We start from the raw sequence: 21,939 nt of genomic DNA, 5'->3' as shown, positions 1-21,939 counted from the left end.
GCGATTTATGGTAGACTGCGGGCCCGCAGCGGCCTCGTGTTGGCCTTCATTTGCCCGCCATTATGCCGTATGGCATTCCTCCAAACAAGCAATTCCCGGCGACGAGCTTCGATTACGCATGACCGAACTACCGATTGTTGAACGCCCGCGGCGAGAGCGTCCGGGACGATTTCAAACCCTCGCCCTGCATTCCTACCGCGTGATCTTGTTCCTGGTGATTATCGCGGCGATCCATCATCAGCATCGTTGGTATGTCGCGCAACAGCGAGGCGATCGAGTGCAGGCGTTGGTCGTCGATCAGGTGACGGGATTGTTCCCCGATGCCAAATCGCTGGGGCCGTGGGATCCCGATCATGGCGGCCAGACGGTGTTGGATGCCGACGAAAAAGAGTTGGGCTTTGTCGTCCAGACGTTTCCCGAAGCCGACAGGGTGATCGGATTTTCGGGCCCGACCAACACGTTGCTCGCCTTTGGGCCGGACAAACGAATTCTCGGGATGTCGGTTTTGCACAGCGGCGACACTCGCGAGCATACGCGCGACGTGGTCGAGAACGAAAGGTTTATGACCAGTCTGAACGGGCTGAATTGGCAAGCGGCCAGCCATCCGCAGGTCGACGCGGTCTCCGGCGCGACGTTGACCAGCCTGGCGATCATCGACGGGATCGCGCGGCGGTTGGGAGGCGCCAATCCGTCTTCGCGGTTTCCCGAGGCGATCACCGTCGAGGAAGCAAAAGCGTTTTTCCCCGAGGCGACCGGTTTGACCGACGATCCGCAGAAACCGAGTTTGCAAATCGTGCAAGACGCTCAAGGGGCTGAGGTGGGCAAAGTTCTGAGGACTTCGCCTCATGCCGATAACATGATCGGATACCAGGGCCCGACCGATACCTTGGTTGCGTTGGATCCCGAGCACCGGATCGTCGGGGCGGCGATCCGACACAGTTTTGACAACGAACCGTACGTGCGGTATGTCAAAGAAGACGAGTACTTCTTCAACATCTTCAAAGGGTTTTCGCTAGCCGATATCGCGGAGCTGGATGTTGTCGACGCGGGGATCGAAGGGGTTTCGGGAGCGACCAAAACGAGCACTCAGGTCGCCGAAGCGTTGATCCACACGGCGGAGGAAGTGCAGGCGGAACAACCGATCGTGGTGGCCGAACCGCCGCGTTGGTACGATTTTTCGCCGCGCGATTACGGCACTGCGATCGTCGTCCTGCTGGCTCTTTTGCTGGCGCTGACGCATCTGCGAGGCAAGCGTTGGTTGCGGATCGGATTTCAAGTCGTGCTGATTGTCTATTTGGGATTCATCAACGCCGACATGGTCTCGCAAGCTTTGCTGGTCGGCTGGACGCAGAACGGCGTCGCTTGGCAGGTCGCGCCCGGCTTGGTGCTGCTGACCGCGGCGGCATTGGCCTGTCCGATCTTCACCGGAAGGCAGGTCTATTGCACGCATCTGTGTCCCTTCGGAGCGGCTCAAGATTGGCTGCGCCGCGTTCCGTTGCGAGCGAAGTTTCCGCGATGGATCGACCGCTCGCTGCGTCTGCTCCCCGCGCTCCTGTTGGTCTTTGTCGTGGTGGTGGCGATGAAGCATCTGCCGATCAGCCTGGTCGGGATCGAGCCGTTTGATGCGTTTGTGATCCGGATCGCCGGCTGGGCGACGCTGAGTGTCGCGGTGGTCGGGCTTGTCGTGTCAGCTTTTGTTCCGATGGCTTACTGCCATTACGGTTGCCCGACCGGAGCGATGCTTCGCTTTCTGAGATGGCACGGCGGCAGCGGACGTTTTACACGCGGCGATCTGTTTGTCACGGCGCTGGCTGCGGTAGCGATCGGGATCTATCTGAGTTGATCGCCGTTGGAGGCTGATCGTTTAACCGCGTGGGCGCCGCCCCGCGCGTTGGGGGCGTGCAACGGAGGGATGCGCGCGGTCGGCTAAAGCCTTCACTCCAGCGCGTTGTCGGCTAAAGCCTCTACTCCAGCAAGTTGTCGGCTTGGTCGGAGAGGAACTTGGTTATTTGTTCGACGATCTTGTCGGGCGTTTGGTCGCTGACGTCGATCCGCAGATTGCCGACTTCGCGATACAGCGGCTCGCGCGACGCCATCAACTGACGCACCTCTTGCAGCATCGGATGCTCGGTCAAGCTGGGCCGGCGGCTGGCGCTGGTGGCATCCGCTTCGATCCGCTCGACCAGCACTTCGGGGCGGGCGTCGAGCCAGATCGCTTGGCCGGTCTGGGCGATCATGTCGCGGTTCTCCGGTCGCAGGATCGCTCCGCCTCCGAGTGCGATCACTTGCGGCGGCGTCTTGCTGAGCGCTTCGATCGCTGCGGTCTCTCGGTCGCGGAACCCCGGTTCGCCGTGGGCTGCAAAGATCTCGGCGATCGAGACTCCCGCGCGGCGTTCGATCTCGTCGTCCGAATCGATCCAGGTGCAACCGATTCGAGCGGCCAGGAGACGTGCGACCGACGATTTGCCCGAGCCGCGATAACCGATCAAATAGAGATGTTTTGAATTCAACAAGCGAGTTTACTTTCAGGCAGGTGTTGGTGTAGCGATCCCGCGTCGGACGCGGTCGATCATTTCGCGAATCGTTTTGTCGTCGTAACCGATCTGTTTGCTGACCTTGCGAATCGTGCGGACTTCATAGTTGGAGAGCGAGCCGTCGGCCATCGCCAAGCGAATCAGGTTTTGCAAGTGATCGTCGTTCGATTCCGCGGCCGCTTCGGTCCCTCGATTCTCCTTGGCACGTTGGATCATCGCATCGCATTTCGTTTTATCCCAGCCGTGTTTGCGAGCCCACTGCGACAACACTTTGGCTTCGCCGGTGTCGAGGTTAGCGTCTGAAAATGCCAGCTGCGCCAGTTCCAAGAACTCCAGATCTTTCAACTCTTCGTAACTAAGCTGGTGCCCGTATTGCTGGTCCAGGTCCTGCTTGAGGATTTGTTGTGAGTCTTGGCCGCGTTTGCGAATCCAATAGATGATCGCCACGATTCCGGTCAGGATCGCTGCCAAGATGAAAGGGTGAGATGCAAGGTAACCGCTCAGGATCGTAAGTAGTGCCAGCGGCAGACCGATCAGCAGGGCGACCAGGAACACTCCCATTTCGGCGATTGGACCGATCACTGGAATGTGGAACAGGAACCCGACAAATGTCGAACCGAGGATCAGCGTTCCGATTACGACTGCTGCGGTGCCGATCGCGCGGACGATCCATTTCAGCCGTTGGATATGGGACTTCATCGACGCCAAAGCAGTTTTTCGATCCCCGGCCACGATGTAGTGGAGGTTGCCCGAGTCTTGGATGATCTGATTGATAAAGCCCGTGCGTCGGTGCGATTGGTCGGCGACGCCCCGTCCCGATGCGGACTGGCCGAAATAGGTTGCGACCGCGGGGACCGGGATTCCCGTGTAGCGAACGCGTTCATCACCCAGGTTGTCCGAATGATTCTTGGACAAGTAGAAGTATTCGCCTTGCGGTTTCAGATGCAGCTGGGTGCCGGCTTGGGAAAGGGTGAGGCTGTGGGGGGAAATAGTATTATGGGGGTCGACGAATTCGATCAACTGGCCGTCGACCGGCAACTCACCGACTCGATATTCCGGCGGGGTCAGCGAAGTCGACGAACACTGCTGATGGATGCCGCTGTTTCGCGAATTGTTCTCGACGCTACTCATCCATTTTTTCGACCAGCGGACGCGGTCATCGTCTTTATCGCGGTCCCAGCAATAGACTTCGGCGCTGCGCGCGACGGTCAGGTAGCCGGTGAACGAATCGACGTATTTTCCAGAGTACGTTAATCCTGGATCCATCGATCCGGTGAGCGAGAAGTTGGATCCCGGTTCGGCATCGGCGGGAGCTGCAACTTCGGTCGTCTTCGCGGCTGCTTTGTAGTAGTCGTATCGGGTCTCGTTGCACCAGAGTGCCGCCATGGCAGCGAGCATTATGACGGGACCAATCACAATGCCGCCCCAGCGGCTTTTTTCGTTTCGAGCCATCGAGGCACCTGTCAAATCAATCGGAAAGTCGACGCCGGCGAGCGGCGATTGGACGCATCGCGCCGTTAGGGTTCGATACGTAATTGCAAGCGGTTTTGGCGATGGTCGTATCCGACGATACTCCCCTCCCCGCTCCACGGACGATCGGTCGCTTGGTCGAACTCATCGGCCAAGGAACGCGGAATGAACATCGTGACCGGCATCACGGGGTCGATCGTTTGCCCAATCACGACGTGTCCATCGGCGTAGGCGTGATCCTTGCTGCTGCTGCTGTAGAGTTCGCGGCGCTGCGGAATCAGATTCAACTGCATCGGCAAGTCGCGAACGGCATCGACGATTCGGTCGACTTGTTTGTCGTCGTCGATCACCGATTGAATCATCTCTAGCGTTGCCGCGAAGGTCACGTCGGGTTCTTCGCCAGCCGCCGCAGTCGGCTGTGTCGAGATGTCTCCGCCGCTGTCGATCGTTTCGACGGTGACTGCCTGGACGAGTTCTTTCGACGGTGCGAGCTGAATGGCACGCGAATCGTTCCAGTCGGGCCAGCGCGGGATGTCGATACAAATCGTCGTTTTCCAGGCGATCTGATTCGAACCTAGGTTCATCGTAAAACAAGGTTTGTCGGGCAGTTGAAGTTCCAAAGGGATTAGGGTTTCCTTGTTCCCGGGCAGGGTGCGAAGCTCGTCGACCAGCTTTCCACCGTGGAACAGTTCGTGGCGATGCGTTCGTCGGTTGCTTCCCGAGCCCGAGACGCAGGCCTCGACGCCTGTCACGGTCCAGATCACTGAATTGATCGGGATATCCTTTTTGGGATGAACGCGAAGCGTTGCCTGGAGCGTTTCGCCTGGTTGGTAGCTATCCTGGTTTAATGTGTATTCGACGTCGCCCAGCAGTTTCTTGGGGAGGTAGGATTTCAGGAACCACCAGACCCCGCCGCCGATCCCAATGGGAAACGCTAGGATCCAGAGCATCGGGTTGAGCAGCATGAACAACGCGAGGCCGATGAAAAAGAACTTCAAGATCCCGCCGACGATCGCGTTGTTCGCGGCATCTTTTTCCACCACGCCGGCGCCGGGTGCGTTGGAGCTGACGACCCGATACGGTTGCGATTCTTTCGGGTCGAATGCCCAGGGGATATCCGCGGTCGCATGGATGTAGTGATCGACGTTCAGGAACGTGCCGTGATACGTTGGGGGCCATGACGAGACGGGCAGGTCGAAGCGGTAGCGATGTTCTTCGCCGCTGCGCCATTGCCCTTGGAACAGCACTTCGGAATGTAAATCGTTCGAATCGATGTTGCCGCGGCCGTGGGTCGCCCAGCCGCTGCGAACCTTGAGTGCTTTGCATTGGACATCGTCATCGGCGCGAACGACGACGGTGCCGCGGATGCGGTCGTTTGATGTGTAGAGGCGGTCGGGTTCGTCGAGTTCGATTGCCAAGCTGCATTTTGCCATCAGCCGACTCCAATCTGCTGTTGAAAGCGTTCGTATAAATCGAATTCGATCGCGCGGATATCGCTGCCATGGCGTGCCATCCAATCGGCTGCCTCGGTTTCGCTGATTTGCGGAATCGGTCCGCTGCGAAGTTGGGCCAGCTGAATTCGTCGGTTGAGCATTTGGGCTAGTCGTTCTGCCGTGAGATCTTGCCCCACATGATACGTCCAGACGCTGTATCCTGCACGCCGTAGTGGGCCGTTTAAATCGACATGCGTTCCCAGCACCAACGCGCCGCCGCGAGCGAAGGCTCGCCGTCGCACAAGCCAAGGCAATCGCTGCGCTTCGTCGATCAGCAGCGGTTGGCCGTGCGGGATCGGCGGGCAACGTTCGTCTTCGGGCAGATAGACGTATGCCGCGGCGGGGGCCTGAGCCGCGATCGACAACAGATGCGTCGTCTTGCCGCGACCACAGTCGGCTATGAACTGCAAAGCCGTTTGCGGTTGCTGCAGACGATCGATGCAATCGGCGACATCGACCACGGCGGCTCGCACGCGGTCTTCACGCGTCAGTTCACCAAACGGATTGCGGAGCAGGTTCATCGCCGCAAAGGGTTGCCAATCCATCCGATCTACAGTTCCCATGTCTTCATCGGCGACAGCAGTTCTTGACGCGTCAGATCGAATTTTAGCGGCGAGACCGTAACGAAGCCTTCCGCCAACGCGTTGAGGTCGGTGTTGTGATCGGTCGGTGCGGGAGGCGGATCGACCGTGGCCCAGTAGTAGTCTCGGTTGTTGGGATCCTGGCGTTTGATGTACTGGCTGCCGTAATGCCCGATGCCCATCGGGACGACACGCACTTCCGCCGGTTGCCGCGTCGCTGCGGTGGGGATGTTGATGTTGAACAAACCCGCTTTGGCTTCGTCGCGGGCGACGATCTTCATCACGATCTCGCGGGCGATCTCGGCGGCGCGGCGATAGTCGGCGTGGGGATCGTATTCGAGCGAAACGGCGAAGCTGGTGACGCCAAAAAAGGCAGCTTCGATCGCGGCGGCAACCGTTCCCGAATAGAGGACGTTGATGCCAGCGTTGAGCCCGCTGTTGATGCCGCTGATCACCACGTCGGGGCGATGTTCGCAGAGTTCGGAAATGCCCAGCTTGACGCAATCCGCCGGCGATCCGTCGACAGCAAATGCCATTCGATCGTTTTCGCGGAAGACTTCTTTATAGGTCAGCGGAGTCAGGTAGGTGATCGAATGCCCGACGCCGCTTTGCTCGGTCGTCGGCGCGCAGGTTTGGACATCGCCCAGCGGCGTGAACTCTCGTTCCATCGCCTCCAGCCCCGGCGCGAAGATTCCATCATCGTTTGTTAACATAATACGCATCGTTGATCAGCTCCTTGTGTTATGCAGAGCAACGTAGCATCAATGTTCTCGATTTTGAACAGGGCGCCGCGAGCGAGCTGCGTCGTCATGTTTTCTTCGCCGACGCTTCCGTTCTCCCCCGCGCTCGACTGCTTTGCTTGTCAGTTTCTTGGGCAATCGGTAACCTTTAATGCGATTCGCGGCCGCTGGCTGCGAGGACGCTCGCCGATCCAAAACTACCTTGGCTCCGGGCCTTTTGCGACCCGTCGGTTGGCGGCGTCCGACATTTCATCGCCCCAAGGTGCCTCGCCGTGAGCAAACCCGATTTTTCGTCACGCAATTGGCTGGTAGGGATCTGGATCGCGCTGGCGGGATGTTTGGTCGTGGCGTTGCAGGTCACCGGTCGATTGCACCCGCAGCAGGTTCCCGACTCGCCGAGTTATCTCGAGTTCCCTTTTGATTCGTTTGCGGCTGCATTGAAGAGCATTCGCACGCCGGTCTATCCCGCGATTCTTGAGCTGTTTGAGTTGACGGGGGCGATGTCGTTGCTTCCTCACTTTCAGTTGCTGGTGCATCTGATCGCTTGTGCGATGTTGGCCCTTGGGTTCTCCAAAATCGGGATCCCACGCTGGCAGACGTTTCTGATGGCGGCAGCGTCTCTGTTGAGCATCACCTTATGGTTCAACGTCAACCTGATCTCGACCGATTCGCTGGCGGTCTCGATGAGCCTGATCACCTGCAGTCTGCTGCTGATGTATTGCAACACGCGATCGCCGTGGCTGCTGCTTGCGATCAGTCTGATGTCGATCGTCACGATTCTTTGCCGGCCGGCGTACCTGTTTCTCGTTGGATTTCTGCCAGTCGCGGCGGCGTTGATCTGGCGGGACGCGGGGCTCGCTTGGATGCCAACGATGCGTCGGTGTTGTGTCTTGTTTTTTGCTAGCCTGGGCCCCGTGGTCATCTATTCGCTGATCCGATTAGTCGTCGTCGGCCAGTTTGGCGTGGTCGCGTTTGGCAGCCAGAACCTCGCTGGCGTCACGGTCCAGTTCATGGATCAGGAGATCGTCCAGCAGTTGCCAGCGGATCAGCAGGCGTTCGCGCAACATGTTCTTGCTTCTCGCATCGATTGGTATGCGGCACATCCCGCGTTGTCCGAAGGGATGGGGTATCAAACGATGGAGGATCGCTGGAATGCGATGATCTACGAAGTGGTCGTCCCGACGGCGAGCCGCGATTTTGGTGACGATGTATTGCTGCAGCACGCCGAGATCTCGAGCTTGAATCGAGAAATCATTCTTCGGAAACCGATCGCTTATGCGATCTGGATCGCCAAAGCGGTGCGCCAGACGGTGCGCATCGCTCTGGCTCACATCGGTTTGCACCCACCATTTTTCGTCTGTTTGTTGGTGGGGATTGTCGCGTTGATTCTGCTGCCGCTCTGTCGGCGAGACGCTGATCGCTGCGTTTCCGCAATCCTGGTACCTGAAGAGGTTACGCGAGCGAACGTCTTAACGCTCGCTTTCGCTTTGCTTTACAGTGTGTTGGGGATGATTCCGGTCGTCCTCACATCCGCTCCGCTGGGGCGTTTCGTCGATGCGGTGACGGTCCTGATTCCGGGAGCGATCGCGGTTTTGCTGTCGCATCATCTGGCCAGCGTGCTCCGCAACTATCGAGGCAGCTAAACCCAGCGGAGCTCTCGCAACATTCGCCGCTGCGAAAGCTATCTGGCGGCGGGCGAGGATTCACGAAAGTTTCATCGGACGCGGCGTTTGCTGTTTCGTCGGCAAGGAACGCTCGCCCCCTGATTCGCCTATACTGATGTGTGCTTTGGTCGCATCTGGCGTTTGTCCGATGCGAACCGCGAATCAACCGTCGGCCCAACTTTACGGAGGACGCTCGGATGAGTATTCGTTGTGCAGAGAGAGTGCCGGTCGCGAAACAGATCGCGTTGATCTCGGAGTCCGCTGTTTTGTGCGATGGCTTGGTCGATCGGGCCAGGCAGCGATCGGTCGGTCTGTCGCACGTCGTGTCGGTCGACAAAGTGTTGGGGGCGACGCTTGCCGATTTTCTCCTCCGCATCGCAGCCGATCCAGAGACCGATGCGATTGGGATCTGTGTCGATTCGATCGACGATGTCGAGGCTTTGATCGAAGCGGCCGGTGAATGTTGTGGTCGCAAGCCGATCGTGATCTACACGCCGAGAACCTTTGAATCGTCGGCACGCAACATTCTGCGTGAAGGCGGCTGGTTGGATCGCGACCGCATGGATGACGCTCTCTTCCGCAAGTGCGGCATGGTACGAGTTGCGGCGCCGGACGATGTTGTTGATGCCGCTGCCTTTCTATCGCGAAAGCCACGCGTGTCAGGGGCTCGCGTTGCGATCATTGCCAATGCCAGCGGGATCGGGCGGGTTGCTGTCGAAGCGATGCAAGATCGCCGCAGCGTGGTGGCGGAATTGGAGCCGTGCACCATCGAATCGCTAAAGCGTTTGCTGCCCGAGCACGGCGAGATCGCAAGCCCGTTCGATGGCACTGGCTGTTCCGCCTCGCAACGGTTTGCCGATGCCGTCGGTTGCGTCTTGGAAGACGGCAACGCGGATGTGGTGCTTGTGATCTGGAGCCCGCCGGCGTCAACTGATCTTGGCGAAGCGGCGACGCTTTGGATCGATCGTTGCCGCGATTCGACGAAGCTGGTGTTGGCGGTGGTGATGGGAGAGGCTGGGGCGACGGCGGTTGAGCCGTTGTTGCAAGCTGCGGGCATCGCAAGCTTTCGATCGCCGCAACAAGCGATCGTGGCACTCGATTATCTATTGCAACAGCGAGGCCACCGCGAGTATTTGGATCAACCGGCCCGCAGTTATCAGCTGCGTAGCGATTGCAGTCCGCTGATCGTGCAACAAACGCTATCCGACGCAGTCCGGGATTCGATCGAAACGATGGCCGAAGATGCATCGAAGCGGGTGCTGAGCGCTTACGGCATTCCGGTCGCTGAATCGCTGCGGGCGGGGAGTATCGATGAAGCGGTCGCTTGTGCCGAAGTGTTGCGTTATCCGGTGGTGTTGAAGATCGTCTCGCAGCAGATCGCACACAAGACCGATGTCGGTGGCGTGGCGTTGCATCTGCATGACGCATCGGAAGTCCGGGCTGCGTTTTGCGGATTGATGCGTTCGGCGCGGCAACACGCTCCCGATGCGATCGTGCCGGGCGTAACGGTCCAGCCGATGATCGATTCACGCGATGCGTTTGAATTGATTGTCGGCGGCTTCCGCGACCCAGTGTTGGGACCGATGTTGATGTTGGCGACCGGCGGGATCGCTGGCGAAGCGTTGCGCGATACGGTCTTTGAGCTGCCGCCGTGGAACACTCCGGTCGCCCGCGGGATGATTCGCTCGTTAAAGATCTGGCCGTTGATGCAAGGCGTTCGCAATCGCGCGGCGATCGATGTCGATTCGCTTGTCGACGTGATGTTGCGGACGGCGCAGATGCTTACCGATTGCCCGGAAATTCGACACCTGACGATGAACCCTTTGCTCGTCTCGCCACACGGCGCCGTCGCGTTGGACGCGCGGATTCATGTCCGCCGCGTTGCTTGAGATGCACCGCAAATCAAACGATCATAGATCCATCTGATCGAGTTCATCGATCAGCGATTCCATCGCATCGTCCACCGCGTCGTGAGGTTCGTCGCGGTGATCGTTCCGCCCCAGAGCGACATAGCGCTCGGCTGTGGATGGACTCTCCGCAGCAGGCGAAGCGGGCTGGGATGTCGGCGGTGGCGAAGAGGGTGTCACCGGAGGAGCCGTCTTTTTGGGGCTGGGTGCCGACAGGCCAATCTGGATCGTTTTGTTCGCTCGGTTCGCCGAGCAGGCTTTGATCTGCAGGATCGCATCGTCGATCGACTTCAGTTTCGTGAGGTCGATAAAGTAGACGCCGCGGCAGGATCTCAAAGGCGGGTTCCGGTCGCCGGCATGGGCGGCGCGACGGGCGGCGATGCCGAGCGCCTGCAAATTTCGCAAGCTCTCCTCGGGTGCGTGCCAGCCGAGTAGGATGAAATCGCTGGTTATGCGTTCGAGCATGATTTGGTCGGTCGAATTGCCTTGCAGCTGCTGCATTGGTCCGATCAGCCGCACGTCGGCTGCTTCGTCGAGCATCAGCCGCGTGACGAGCTTCTCTTCCAAATCGCGATGAGCTTGGTTTGCGCCAGCGGCTTGGCTGACGACGACGGGCATAACAATAGGCATTACTGTACTATTCGCGGGGCGAGAAAACTCGAGGGGTCTGTGCACGAAAGGTCGCGCGGCAACAGTAGGCATTGCGCCGCTGGCTAGCGAGACGCGAGCGCCTCGGCTTGATACCAATCATACATGGCGAACCACAGCTCGCGGAGGTTGCCGTCGAGATCATCCCAGATTTGGTCGATGAAATCGTGGGCCGCAGCGATTCGGAGCTTATCTTGGCTCAGTAGTTCGCTGGCCAGTTGTTTGGCCAAGTCGATCGTGGCGGCGGTCCGATGCAATTCGCAAAACCCGGGAAGCGGGGCGTGTGCGGTCGCCAGGCAACGAATGCGGCGGATGCGGCAGACGAACAGTAACGCCCGGCGGCGGAAGCTGTCCAATTGTTCCAGCCCGTCGACGATCAGCAGCGATCCGGCCGGCTGGCGAATCGCCCAGCGGATGAAGCCGCGCGTCGGATCGCCGATGCGAAGGGTCTTGGTTTGGATCGAGCTGAAATCGTTCTCAAGTTTGCTGCTCAGATGGGCTACAAGAGTCGATTTGCCCGAGCCGTGAGGGCCGACGATCACCGATCCGACGGCTGATTGAGAACGCAGTTTTTCGGCGAGCGATTCGAGGTCGACGCTGGTTTGATCGAAGCGAAAGCGAAGCGCGGCGGGGCGTACGCAGCGGGTGGCAAACGGATTGGTCGGCTGACGCCAAGCGGCTTGCCGATCGTGCGGACTAGGCGTCGCTGTCGGCATAACCAAGGAAAAACGGCTGTTGCCAAACCGTATCGTTTTCATTGGGAAGGAAGATTCGCAGTCGGACGCACCAACGGATTCGCAGCAGTTGCCCGTCGTAGGTCAGCGGGCTCATCGGCAAAGCGGTGACCAGCGAGTGTTGGTAGCTGTCGCCCAGTTTACGCAATTGTTCGCCCGAGACGCGGACAAAGTGGTGGACGGAAAAGTCTTCGTCACCCTTGCCTTCGGTGTACCATAACACGGACGCTTCGACGCTCTGAATGCCATCGAGACCAATCCGACCGATTCGCCAGTTGCATTCGAGCAGATCGCCAGGTGAGTAAACACCTTCCTCGCGATCCAGCTGGATGCTGATCATAGGTTGGTTGCGGTTGTTGCGCCGTGTGGTAGCACTACGACCGGGAATCTTCGGAAGTACGATGGCCAAGGGGAACCCTCTCCGTGGATTACAATCCACCAACTAATTGAATTGTGCGGGCTTTGAAACGAATGCATCGCACTTGGTGGAACTGCTAACGTAAATTTTCGCTCCCAAGGCTGGTTGGGGTCAATGGTTATTCCGCTGATAGCAAGCACTATTTCTTCAAAAACAGCATGTTTTTCAGTCCGGACGTCGGTTCCTTGGCGGAATGTGGATAGCTCCTCACAGACTAGCTTAGCCTGGAAAGATTTGAGGGCAGCACGACCGTACTGCGCCACGTAGACTTCGCAGGTCTGTCCGGGTTGTAGCGGATGGTTGCTGATCTCGACGATCGACAGCCCGATCCCAGCCGACTTTTTCAGTTGGATGATGAAGCGGCGGAAGGTCCAGATCCCCGCCGCACTGATCGGCACGATCAGTATGGTCAGCAGCACCCGCGGCTGGCCTTCGACGATCGACACGATCGATACTCCCAGCAACGACAGCGCACATCCGGTCCACATGAAGGCCAACGCGGCGGACGCGGCGAGATTCCAGATCGGCGACGCGATCGTCGGCAAGCGAAACGCGAGCTGCGTGCCGGGACTTTCGGTAATTCGCTTCAGCTGAGGGACGTTGGGGAGGTCGTTTTTGCTCAGTTTGCCACGCGGCACCAGTTCGATTTCTGCGGCGCGTTTGGCTAGCGCGCTGCGGCGCTCATGGCTGGCTCCCACGCCCAAAATTCGATAGGTCACGCCGCTGGTTCCTAGAAAAATCAGCGAGATCGAGGCGATCAGGAGGGTCCAAAATCCGAAGCCGGGCGTGACGGGAGCTTGGTCGGTGGCGAAGGTGACGATCGCGATGATCAGTCCAAACCCAAAGGATCCCAGCAGGAATAGGGCGGCAAAAAAGAGCGTTTCGCCAACGGTTCCCCAGATTTGCCATCCCGAACGTCGGCTGCCACGTTTTTTATTAAGAAGGCGAGGCCTGCGGATCATCGGTGTGTCGTCGGGGTGATGGATAGGGAGTGCGGCAGGGCGGAACATCGGTCGCTGGCCGCCTCGAATGGTTCGGTCTGCTGTATCATATCAATACTTTCCCCACCGTCTCGAACCCCTCGACACAAAATGTGCATTCAACAATCCCTTTCGATCGAAGCCGCCGGGCCTCGGTCGCCGCAAGGTCTGAAAACTTGGCCGGCCTCGGCGTGGATGGCTATCGTCTTGGTCCTCGCCTTCACACCGTCGCTTCGCGCCGGCGATTGGCCGCAGATTCTTGGTCCCGAGCGCAATGGGATCGCCAGCGATGCGGGGGAGGGATTGTGGCAACAGACGCCTCGGGTCGCCTGGCAGATTCCGTGTGGATCGGGATATTCCGGAGTGGCGGTTGTCGATGGGAAGGTTTTTTTGTGGCACCGAGTCGATGACCAAGAGCGACTCGATTGTTGCCGATTGAGCGACGGCCAGCGACTGTGGCAGGCGGAGTTTCCGGCAACCTACGGCGGTGGATTTAACAACGACCGCGGCCCGCGATGCGTGCCGGTGGTCGATCGCGGAACGGTTTATGTTTACGGTGCCGCGGGAGACCTGCACGCTGTCGCCGCGTCCGATGGCAAGCCGATCTGGTCGCGAACGCTGCGACATGACTATGCCGCCGAAGATGGCTACTTTGGCGCCGGCAGCACGCCGATCGTCAGCGGTGATACGGTTGTCGTGGCGGTTGGTGGCGATGAAGGCCATGGTATTGTGGGCTTGGATCGCAAATCGGGCAAAACCGTTTGGGCGGCAACCGATCTGACAGCCGACTACGCCTCGCCGATCGCTTTCGACGCAACGACAGTGATCGTGCCGATGCGTTTCCAAACCGTGGTGCTGAACGCGGCCGATGGCGAGATCGTTTTTGAGATTCCGTTTGGTCAGCGCGGTCTGAACGTGATCGGTGCGACGCCAACGCGGGTGGGGGAACGGTTGCTGTTGAGTGCCAGTTATCGGATCGGAGCGGAATTGGTCGATCTGTCGAAGCGGCCGCCGGAGATCGTGTGGAGCGGCGATGATATTCTCAGCAGCCAATACAATTCGGGAATCGTCCGCGACGGCTACGTCTACGGAATCCATGGACGCGAGGATATGGGGGCGGCGACGCTGCGGTGCATCGAACTGGCGACCGGCAAGGTCCAGTGGTCCGAGGAGGATTATGGCGTGGCGCATTTGATCGGCGTTGGCGATCGGTTGATCGCGCAGCGGACCGACGGGACGCTGGAGTTGTTTGCTGCGGATCGGTCGAAGTTCCAATCGCTCGGGAAGATGGAACTGCCGCCGGGAACCTACCGTGCCTTGCCGGCACTGTCGGGCGGCAAGTTGGTCTGCCGGATGAGCGATGGCGAGCAGAGCAAGTTGCTTGCTGTCGATCTGACTGCCGCAGGGGCCGATCAGAAATAAAAGCGGGCGTGCCGTCGATATCGTCCGCGAAGCGTCGGGCTCACGGAGTTTGTTCGAGACGTTTGCGACGGGCCTTCGGCAGACGTTCTTTTCGGCCTGTCGGTTTAATCACAACGAGTTTCCTTGAATTAGCCGTTTGGGCGTTGGCACCGGTTTAGCGGTGCTTGAACCGGGGCTAACGCCCAAACGGCTGATTAAATCGACAGGCCGTTTTGCGTTTCTGCTATCTATAATTATGAGGAAGTCCCGGAAACGCATCTCGCACAACGGCGACCCTTGATGGTATTGTCAGCAGGATCAAACGCCTGCCGCCGCTCCACTGGAGGGGCGTGTTACTCCCCCTGCCGCCTCTCGGGCAACCGTCCTGTGGCGGGACGATTCCCTTAGCTTTTGCTTTCATTTATATGTACCGCACGCTCTTTTTCATCCCTCACGAATTTGCTGGCATTCCACTGTTTGGCTTTGGCTGGTTGTTGGGAGCGATCGTGTTGTATGCGATCGCAATCACCATCTTTTCCAGCCGCGATCCGAACCGTCGTTCGGAACTGTTCAGCACGTTGGGGATGTGCGCGATCGCGGCGGTTGTCGTCGCGGTGGTCTTTCCCAATGTCGAGATCCGCAACCAGGCGGGCGAACCGATGGGGATGGCGATCCGCGGATATGGGGTGATGATGCTGTTGGGCGTTAGTGCAGCGGTAGGTTTGGCGATCGTTCGCGCTCGCAAATACGGTTTGGGATCCGAGACGATCATGGCGGCCGCGCCGTGGTTGTTTGTGCTGGGGATCTTGGGAGCACGTGCGTTTTATGTCATCGAGTATCGCGACCGGTTCGAGCACGAGAGCATGCTGCAGATGTTGCGATCGATCGTCGATTTCACTCGCGGTGGGATCGTGGTTTACGGTTCCTTGATCGGCGGGTTTGTTGGGCTGGTCCTGTTTTGTCGTCGCCATAGTCTGCCGTTCTTTCGGATGGCCGACATCATCATTCCGTGCGTCTTCATCGGTCTGTTTTTCGGCCGCATGGGATGTGTCATGAATGGGTGTTGTTATGGCGGGCGCTGCGAACCAAGTGCTTATTCGATGCAGTTCCCCAAGGGGAGTCCTGTCTACGAGGATCAGGCGCGCTCGGGCGATCTGTTGGGGCTGGTCGTCGATTGGGGAGATAGCGACAAGTCGGATTCCGCGCGGCTCGGGAAGATCGTCGAAGTTGTGCCGGCGTCGCTGGCTGCGGAAGCGGGAGTGCAACCGGGCGGTGAGGTGCGGATTCAATTGGAGCGCCCCGCTCCCGAGGATACCGATCTGACACTGCCAATCGACGATACAAGCGGCCTTGGGATCGCGATGTTTGTCGATGGCAAAACCTATCGATGGAAGGCTGACCAATTGCCGCAGCGTGCGAACAGCGTCGCTCCGGCTCAGCTGTACAGCAGTGTGCTTGGGCTGGCGATGGCGGTGATGTTGATGGTGATCTCACCTTGGATTCGACGCGAAGGGGCGTTGATGGGGATCGGTTTCGCCGGGTATGCCGTCGTCCGCTTTGGGCTCGAATCGATCCGGTCGGATGAACCGGGCCAGTTTGGAACGGGGCTGACGATCTCGCAGTGGGTCAGCATCTTCGTTTTCGTGGGGTCGATCGGGCTGTTGATTTATCTATACCGACGACCGCTGAAAACGGCTGACCCCGCGACGGTCACCGCTTCGCCGTAAAGTTGGTCTTTGTGCCTCGAAAGGTAGCGTTAACGCTTGAATCTGCGGCCGGCTTGTGCCATTCTCTTGCTTTTCCATAAGCACTATATCCGCAAGATTTTGAGATATGATTCATCCGTTGATTGTGATGGCGGTCGGCATTGCGCTGGTCATTGGTTTGATCATGTGGCTGCGCGTCAATGCGTTTATCGCGTTGTTGATCGCTGCGATCAGTGTCAGTTTGTTGACGCTGGAACCGGTGCCGCAGCCCACCGGGGCGGGTGATTCGACATCGCAGAGCGTCGGATATCGATTGGCTGGCGATGCGATGTCGCGGGTGACTGCTGCCTTTGGTGAAACGTGTGGCAACATCGCGATCGTGATCGCGTTGGCGGCGGTGATCGGCACCTGCATGATGGACAGCGGTGCGGCGGACAGAATTGTTCGCGCGTTCATGTCGATGCTTGGGGAAAAGCGAGCCCCGTGGGCGTTGATGGGCAGCGGGTATGTGCTGGCGATACCGGTCTTCTTCGATACGGTTTTCTATCTGCTGGTGCCACTGGCGCGGTCGTTTTATCGACGAACTGGCGGAGCCTATCTGAAGTGCATTTTGGCGATCAGTGCTGGCGGAGCGATCACGCATACGTTGGTCCCGCCGACTCCCGGTCCGTTGACGATGGCTGCGAATCTGGGCATCGATATGGGGACGATGATTTTGATCGGGGCGATGGTTGCCTTGCCCGCAGCGATTGCAGGCATCTTGGTCGCGGGGCTGTTGGACCGGATGTTCGATATCCCGATGCGAGAGGTCGCTGGTCATGAAGAGCCCGAGCCGCTGGCCGACGACCAATTGCCAAGCTTGTTCGCGTCGCTGTTGCCCGTGCTGTTGCCGGTGGTGATGATCGCGCTGCATACCGTTGCCAGCACCCTTTCATCGCGAGAATTGCTCACCAAAGCCGAGGTCGAAGCTGTGGCTCAAGGGACTACCTTGGATGCTCAGGTCGCAGCGATCCAGGCGGAAGCCGAACTGGCCGGAAAGAATGTATCGAAGGATGAGGTTCTGAAGCAGGTCAAAGCCGAAACCTTGGCCGAGTACGGAGCGCCCGGGTTCTTCACTAACGCAAGTCGTGTGACCAACGTGGTTGGTAATCCAGCCTTCGCGCTGCTGATTTCTACGATCATCGCGATGGGAGTTTATATCCGGCAGCGGACGCCCAGCAGGCAGGATGTTGCCAAGATGGTGGAGCTGTCGTTGATGAGCGGCGGCGTGATCATCTTGATCACGGCGGCAGGCTCTGCGTTTGGGGCGATGTTGAAGCAGGGAGGTGTTGGCGATTCGATTCGACAGATCGCCGAAAGCACCTTCGGCGACACGAGCCCGGGCACGGTGATGCTGTTCCTGGGCTTCGGTTTGGCGTCGCTGCTGAAGATCGCTCAAGGTTCCAGCACCGCGGCGATGATCATCGTCTCGGGGATGATGGCGGGGATCATCGACGGCACCGAACTGCCTTATGGTACCGTTTATATCGCAACCGCGATCGGTGCGGGTTCGCTGGTCGGATCTTGGATGAACGACAGCGGTTTTTGGATCTTTGCCAAGATGGGCGGCTTGACCGAAGGGGAAGCCCTGAAAACCTGGACTCCGTTGTTAGCGGTCCTGGGAATCGTCGGCATGGCGGCGACGCTGGTCCTTTCGCGAATCATGCCGTAGCGGTTAGAAACGCAACGGGCCCCGCGGGTAGGCTTAAGCTTGGCCGCGTGCGCGGGCGATTCGCTGTAGGTCGGCTTCGATCTCGATCAATTGTTCGGTCGTTGCGTCGCGCAACGCTGCTTCGCTGGAAACCGTCATCGACAGAATGCTCTGCAATATCTGAATCCTGCCCAAAACCACGCCGCGAGCTTCGCCGATTTTCTCGCCTTCCTCACGCGCGGCGGCTAGTCGCCATTCGTGATCGCGGAGCGCTTTTTCACGTTGATCGTACATCGATCGGTCCTCGGTCTTTTCAGAGATAGTTGCCACGGTTGCGATTGCCTGCTGGAACTCGATCGCTGGTAACAGTTCACGCAAACGTTTTTCGTCGAACTCGTGAGCCCTCAGCAAAAAGAAAACCCATTGCTCGATGCGGCTCGCCGTCGCTATCGAAGCTTCCTCTAAATTGTACTTCAGAAGTTCGACAGTGTGTACTTCGATCGCATCGGTCAGCTGGCGACCGCTGGAGCGATCGAGCATCTGAAACCGATGGTGTGGCTGAGGCGAATCGGTAAACAGGTTCTTGTTCAGCAAACAGATCGAGATCGCTGGGTTCAGATTTGAATAATTGTCGCCGGATTGCAATTGATCGACGTACATCGAACAGGCGTAATAAGTCAAGCGTTTCAGCAGACCGCTTGCGATGGAAACCTGCATCTCGATGTTCAACCAGCGGTCGCTCTGATCGCGAGCGCGGACATCCAGCACGATCTGCTTGGCGTCTTCAAACTCTTGGTGGCTGAACGGATTCAGGATCGTGACTTCCCGAATCGGCGACTGCAGCTTCAACACTGCATTCAGCAGACCGATCAACGCCGAAGTGTTCTCGGGACTCCCGAAAATCTTCTTGAAGGCGAAATCGACGAGCGGACGGATGCCCAGCGGCATAGCAAGCTCCATCAAAACGACAGACTGCAGTGAGACCTATTTAAATATAGTATAGGCCGGTGTGTCTGGCGAGAAATGGAGAACGCGATTGCTAGCTCAGCTTACGGAGTCTAGCGTTGCATCGCCGGAGCCGCTTCGGCGACGCGAGCTTGGTGGGGGGCTTCCCAGATTTGAAACTCCGCCCACACTGGCAGATGGTCGGAGACATCCAGTGCCTGTTCACGCGACAAACCAAAGGCGCGTTCGAGATCGAACACGCCCCATCGCCCGGTAAACTCCTGCGTCGCTTGGGCATGGAAAAGGATGTTGTCGTACGCTTTGTTCTGTCGCGTGTTGGTCATCGCATTGCGAACGACCCAAGTGATACCCGGAATCTGTCCCAGTGGACCGAGTTGCTTCTCGCTGGCATTTAGATCTCCCAGCAAGATCACGTCGTCTTCATCGGCTCGCGCCGTTTGCATCACGCGAAACACATCGGCCAAGGCAGCGACCTCTTCGGGAACTTCGTCGGGGTCGGTGTGCGTATCGACTAACCAAAACGTAAACGCATGCTGCGGCGACGCCGTGCGGGCGCGGAACCGTGCAACAAAAGGTTCTCGGTGCAGCAGGTCGTTGGGATCTTGCATCGTGCCGACGGCTTGAGGGTCGTGCTCGATGCGGTTGGTATCAAAGATGTAGGCGTATTGTTCTTTGCTGTTGGACCGTCCCAAGCGAGGACCGATCAAAAAGCTGTATCGGCTGCCATCGGCGTTGATCGCACTGACAAAGTCGGGCAGGATGTTGTCCGCTTTGGCGCGGACTTCTTGAATTGCGACGATATCAAACTGGCGAACGACCGCCGCCAAAACCTCGACGACCTCCGGCTTGCCAAGCTTGCTGGCCCCGAAAACCTGGATGTTAAAGGTCGCGATCAGCAGTCGGTCGGTCGGCTTCCGCGAGGCAGCCTGCTGCACCGGGGCAGGTCGCATCGCCGCCGATGTGGGCTGCACGTAATTCGTCCCCGACTGCGGATTGGCTGGCGGGTATCGGCGTGCTGGATTTGCGGAGGTTGGAATCGCTCGAGGGTCGATTCCCGGCGGAGGATATCCTTGGGCGTAGCCGGGATTGTTTGTTGCAGTCGCCGCCGGGTAGCCGTTCGCGCTGGGAGCTGGGAACGCGCCAGCAAGTTTTTCCTCCTCATCACTGATGAACCGCTGCACGAGCGGTCCAACGACGGGGAGATCCGACTTCAAATAGCCGCCGATCCCGCCGCTGGAAACGGTGGCGACCAACGTCCAAATGACCGTTGTCAATCGAGAGCTCTTGCGCGACTTTCTGCGTGCCACGTCAGGCCTCCCTGCCTGCGTTGTGCTGAGATATTTCGAGAGCCGAAACCGGTCGTCGGACCCACTTCGCGTTGCGCAATCGAATTCACCACTCTCTATAGTGGCTGACCGCTTGCCAAGGCAATATCAGTGCGGGGGCGTTTTCCAACTCGCAAGAAACGCGAACTGGTTTACTGGTTTAGAGAATCAGTTCGCTACGGCGAGGAGCGATGCCGCAGCAAATGCGGCTAGAAATTGGTGGACCTTGCGGGCCCGCGACGGCTTGAGCGGAATGGATCATCGCTCAAGCCGTGCTGTGCGTTTGCCAGTGCTCGGACTATTTGCCGATGCAATACAGCTTGTGGTTCACGCGGATGAACAGGTTGCCGCCAGAGACGACAACGCTCGACCGGACGTTGTTTTCGCTCGGATCATCCATCGAAACGTTGTTGATGATCTCGCCCGTCTCGGCATCGAAGATGACCACGTCGCCAGCAAAGTTGACCACGTAGATCTTGCCATCGGCAACGGTCGGCGAAGCTTCGTACTTCTTCAGTCCAGGCGTTTTAACTTCCCATTTGACCTTCCCGGTCTTTGGTTCGACTCGCATCAGCATCTTCCGCAGGTCGCTGAGGACAAAGAAGTCGCCATCGTAAAACGCAGGGGTGGGAACGTCGGACGTCAAATTGCGATCGTCGGTGCTGATCCAGCGGATCGACGAGTCGTCCAACAAGCCTTTGCCGCCGGCGGCAACCGCGTAGATCGGGTCTTTCTTTGGAGCACAGATCAGGATCGTTTCATCGCCAACCACGGGAGAGGGAACGTGACGCCAGTGCCCGATGCGTTGCGGATTCCAAGTCCCCCAACGCCACAGTTCTTTCCCGGTCGCCGGATCGTGGCCGGTGATCGCGTCGCCGCCGATCACCAACAGCTCTTCTCGCCCGTCGTGCTGATAGGGGATCGGAGTCGTAAAGGCTTCACGCGATTCCGCCTGTGCCTTGCTCGGGCGAATGATCCGCCAGATGTTTTCGCCGGTCTGCGGATCGATCGCCATCAGATACGATTCGTTCACCTTGTCGGCCAAGCCGCGTCCGTTGACGGGGGTGTCGCGTTGCAGGACTTGCATGATCAAGCGGTTCTGATAGATCAGCGGGCTTGTCGAGAAGGTCCACTGGAACGCAAACGATCCGTATTCGCTTTGAAGGTTGCGCTTCCATTGCTGTTTGCCGTCGAAGTCGTAAGCGACCAATTCGCCGTTGCCGAAGAAGAAGATCGCTACCTTCCCGTCGGTCACCGGCGATGGTGCCGCAAAGGTGCTTCGCGTGTCCTGCCGTGTTCCCTTGGCGATCTCATGTTTCCACAACTGCTTGCCCGTCTTGCGATCGAAGCAGAGTGCCAGCAGTTCATCGTTTCCGGGCGAGGTGCTGGAGACGAAGATATGATCGCCCCAGATCGCGGGCGTCGCAGCGCTTGGTCCGGGCAGGTCGGCTGACCAGCGGACGTTTTCGGTGCGCGAAAACTCGGTCGGCAGATTCGTCTCGGTCGACGAGCCATTAAAATGCGGACCACGGAACTGAGGCCAGTTTTCCGCTGTGGCAAAGCTTCCGCACAGGATCAGTCCTGCGCATCCAAGGAATCGAGCGATAGAAGCGGAACGCATGGGGATCGTCTTTCGGTTTTGGTAGGAAGCAAACTCTAGGAAGGCAACGATCTCATAGGAT

The 21,939-nt window shown here is 58.6% G+C and carries 18 protein-coding genes; 6 read left to right on the top strand and 12 right to left on the bottom strand.

Features of this window, described 5'->3' with window-relative positions:
- Positions 1–118 precede the first annotated feature (118 nt).
- A complete protein-coding gene (locus tag CA51_RS21460; protein WP_197451374.1) occupies positions 119–1,843 on the top strand; it encodes an FMN-binding protein in 1,725 nt (574 codons plus the stop codon).
- 121 nt (positions 1,844–1,964) lie between these two features.
- Here CA51_RS21460 and CA51_RS21455 read toward each other — a convergent pair whose 3' ends face one another.
- The 5 genes from CA51_RS21455 to surE form a co-directional block, all read right to left on the bottom strand.
- Positions 1,965–2,513, bottom strand: a complete 549-nt coding sequence (locus CA51_RS21455; RefSeq protein WP_231745821.1) for a shikimate kinase — start codon at positions 2,511–2,513, stop codon at positions 1,965–1,967.
- 12 nt (positions 2,514–2,525) lie between these two features.
- Positions 2,526–3,986 carry a TMEM43 family protein gene (locus CA51_RS21450; RefSeq protein ID WP_145123208.1) on the bottom strand — a complete coding sequence of 487 codons (1,461 nt, stop codon included), beginning with the start codon at positions 3,984–3,986 and terminating at the stop codon, positions 2,526–2,528.
- Between the two features lie 65 nt (positions 3,987–4,051).
- Complete coding sequence (locus tag CA51_RS21445; protein ID WP_145123207.1) at positions 4,052–5,437, bottom strand: vacuolar protein sorting-associated family 26 protein; 1,386 nt, start codon at positions 5,435–5,437, stop codon at positions 4,052–4,054.
- Positions 5,437–6,042 carry a hypothetical protein gene (locus CA51_RS21440; protein ID WP_145123206.1) on the bottom strand — a complete coding sequence of 202 codons (606 nt, stop codon included), beginning with the start codon at positions 6,040–6,042 and terminating at the stop codon, positions 5,437–5,439. Before CA51_RS21440 ends, CA51_RS21445 begins: the two co-directional genes overlap by 1 nt.
- Before the next feature lie 5 nt (positions 6,043–6,047).
- Positions 6,048–6,800: a 5'/3'-nucleotidase SurE gene (gene surE / locus CA51_RS21435; protein WP_145123205.1), complete on the bottom strand. Its 753-nt coding sequence runs from the start codon at positions 6,798–6,800 to the stop codon at positions 6,048–6,050.
- Between the two features lie 290 nt (positions 6,801–7,090).
- Here surE and CA51_RS21430 point away from each other — a divergent pair, with 290 nt between their 5' ends.
- On the top strand, positions 7,091–8,461 hold the full coding sequence (locus CA51_RS21430; RefSeq protein WP_145123204.1) for a hypothetical protein: 1,371 nt from the start codon (positions 7,091–7,093) through the stop codon (positions 8,459–8,461).
- Positions 8,462–8,679: 218 nt separating this feature from the next.
- On the top strand, positions 8,680–10,371 hold the full coding sequence (locus CA51_RS21425; RefSeq protein WP_145123203.1) for an acetate--CoA ligase family protein: 1,692 nt from the start codon (positions 8,680–8,682) through the stop codon (positions 10,369–10,371).
- Positions 10,372–10,392: 21 nt separating this feature from the next.
- Here the strand turns inward: CA51_RS21425 and CA51_RS21420 are convergent, their stop codons facing one another.
- The 4 genes from CA51_RS21420 to CA51_RS21405 form a co-directional block, all read right to left on the bottom strand.
- Positions 10,393–11,019 (bottom strand): hypothetical protein, encoded by a 627-nt coding sequence (locus CA51_RS21420; RefSeq protein WP_145123202.1) that lies wholly within the window; start codon positions 11,017–11,019, stop codon positions 10,393–10,395.
- 83 nt (positions 11,020–11,102) lie between these two features.
- Positions 11,103–11,795 (bottom strand): GTPase domain-containing protein, encoded by a 693-nt coding sequence (locus tag CA51_RS21415; protein ID WP_145123201.1) that lies wholly within the window; start codon positions 11,793–11,795, stop codon positions 11,103–11,105.
- Positions 11,734–12,111 carry a hypothetical protein gene (locus tag CA51_RS21410; protein WP_145123200.1) on the bottom strand — a complete coding sequence of 126 codons (378 nt, stop codon included), beginning with the start codon at positions 12,109–12,111 and terminating at the stop codon, positions 11,734–11,736. Before CA51_RS21410 ends, CA51_RS21415 begins: the two co-directional genes overlap by 62 nt.
- The gene (locus CA51_RS21405) at positions 12,108–13,151 is read right to left on the bottom strand and encodes a hypothetical protein (protein ID WP_145123199.1); all 1,044 of its coding nucleotides are present in this window, start codon (positions 13,149–13,151) and stop codon (positions 12,108–12,110) included. The genes CA51_RS21410 and CA51_RS21405 overlap by 4 nt, the downstream gene beginning before the upstream one ends.
- Positions 13,152–13,280: 129 nt before the next feature.
- Here CA51_RS21405 and CA51_RS21400 point away from each other — a divergent pair, with 129 nt between their 5' ends.
- The 3 genes from CA51_RS21400 (at position 13,281) to CA51_RS21390 (ending at position 17,987) form a co-directional block, all read left to right on the top strand.
- Complete coding sequence (locus tag CA51_RS21400) at positions 13,281–14,591, top strand: PQQ-binding-like beta-propeller repeat protein (protein WP_197451373.1); 1,311 nt, start codon at positions 13,281–13,283, stop codon at positions 14,589–14,591.
- 404 nt (positions 14,592–14,995) lie between these two features.
- Complete coding sequence (locus tag CA51_RS21395) at positions 14,996–16,297, top strand: prolipoprotein diacylglyceryl transferase (protein WP_145123197.1); 1,302 nt, start codon at positions 14,996–14,998, stop codon at positions 16,295–16,297.
- Between the two features lie 106 nt (positions 16,298–16,403).
- Positions 16,404–17,987, top strand: a complete 1,584-nt coding sequence (locus tag CA51_RS21390) for a GntP family permease (RefSeq protein ID WP_145123196.1) — start codon at positions 16,404–16,406, stop codon at positions 17,985–17,987.
- A gap of 33 nt (positions 17,988–18,020) precedes the next feature.
- Here the strand turns inward: CA51_RS21390 and CA51_RS21385 are convergent, their stop codons facing one another.
- The 3 genes from CA51_RS21385 to CA51_RS21375 form a co-directional block, all read right to left on the bottom strand.
- Entirely contained in the window at positions 18,021–18,914 is an 894-nt protein-coding gene (locus CA51_RS21385) for an Rpn family recombination-promoting nuclease/putative transposase (RefSeq protein WP_197451372.1), read from the bottom strand.
- Positions 18,915–19,024: 110 nt separating this feature from the next.
- Positions 19,025–20,239 (bottom strand): endonuclease/exonuclease/phosphatase family protein, encoded by a 1,215-nt coding sequence (locus CA51_RS21380; protein ID WP_231745820.1) that lies wholly within the window; start codon positions 20,237–20,239, stop codon positions 19,025–19,027.
- 316 nt (positions 20,240–20,555) lie between these two features.
- Positions 20,556–21,878: an outer membrane protein assembly factor BamB family protein gene (locus tag CA51_RS21375; protein ID WP_145123193.1), complete on the bottom strand. Its 1,323-nt coding sequence runs from the start codon at positions 21,876–21,878 to the stop codon at positions 20,556–20,558.
- Between the last annotated feature and the right edge of the window lie 61 nt (positions 21,879–21,939).

Origin of the sequence: Rosistilla oblonga (genome assembly GCF_007751715.1) — a bacterium.
Taxonomy (GTDB): Bacteria; Planctomycetota; Planctomycetia; order Pirellulales; family Pirellulaceae; genus Rosistilla; species Rosistilla oblonga.
This window is presented reverse-complemented; position numbering and strand designations above follow the sequence as displayed.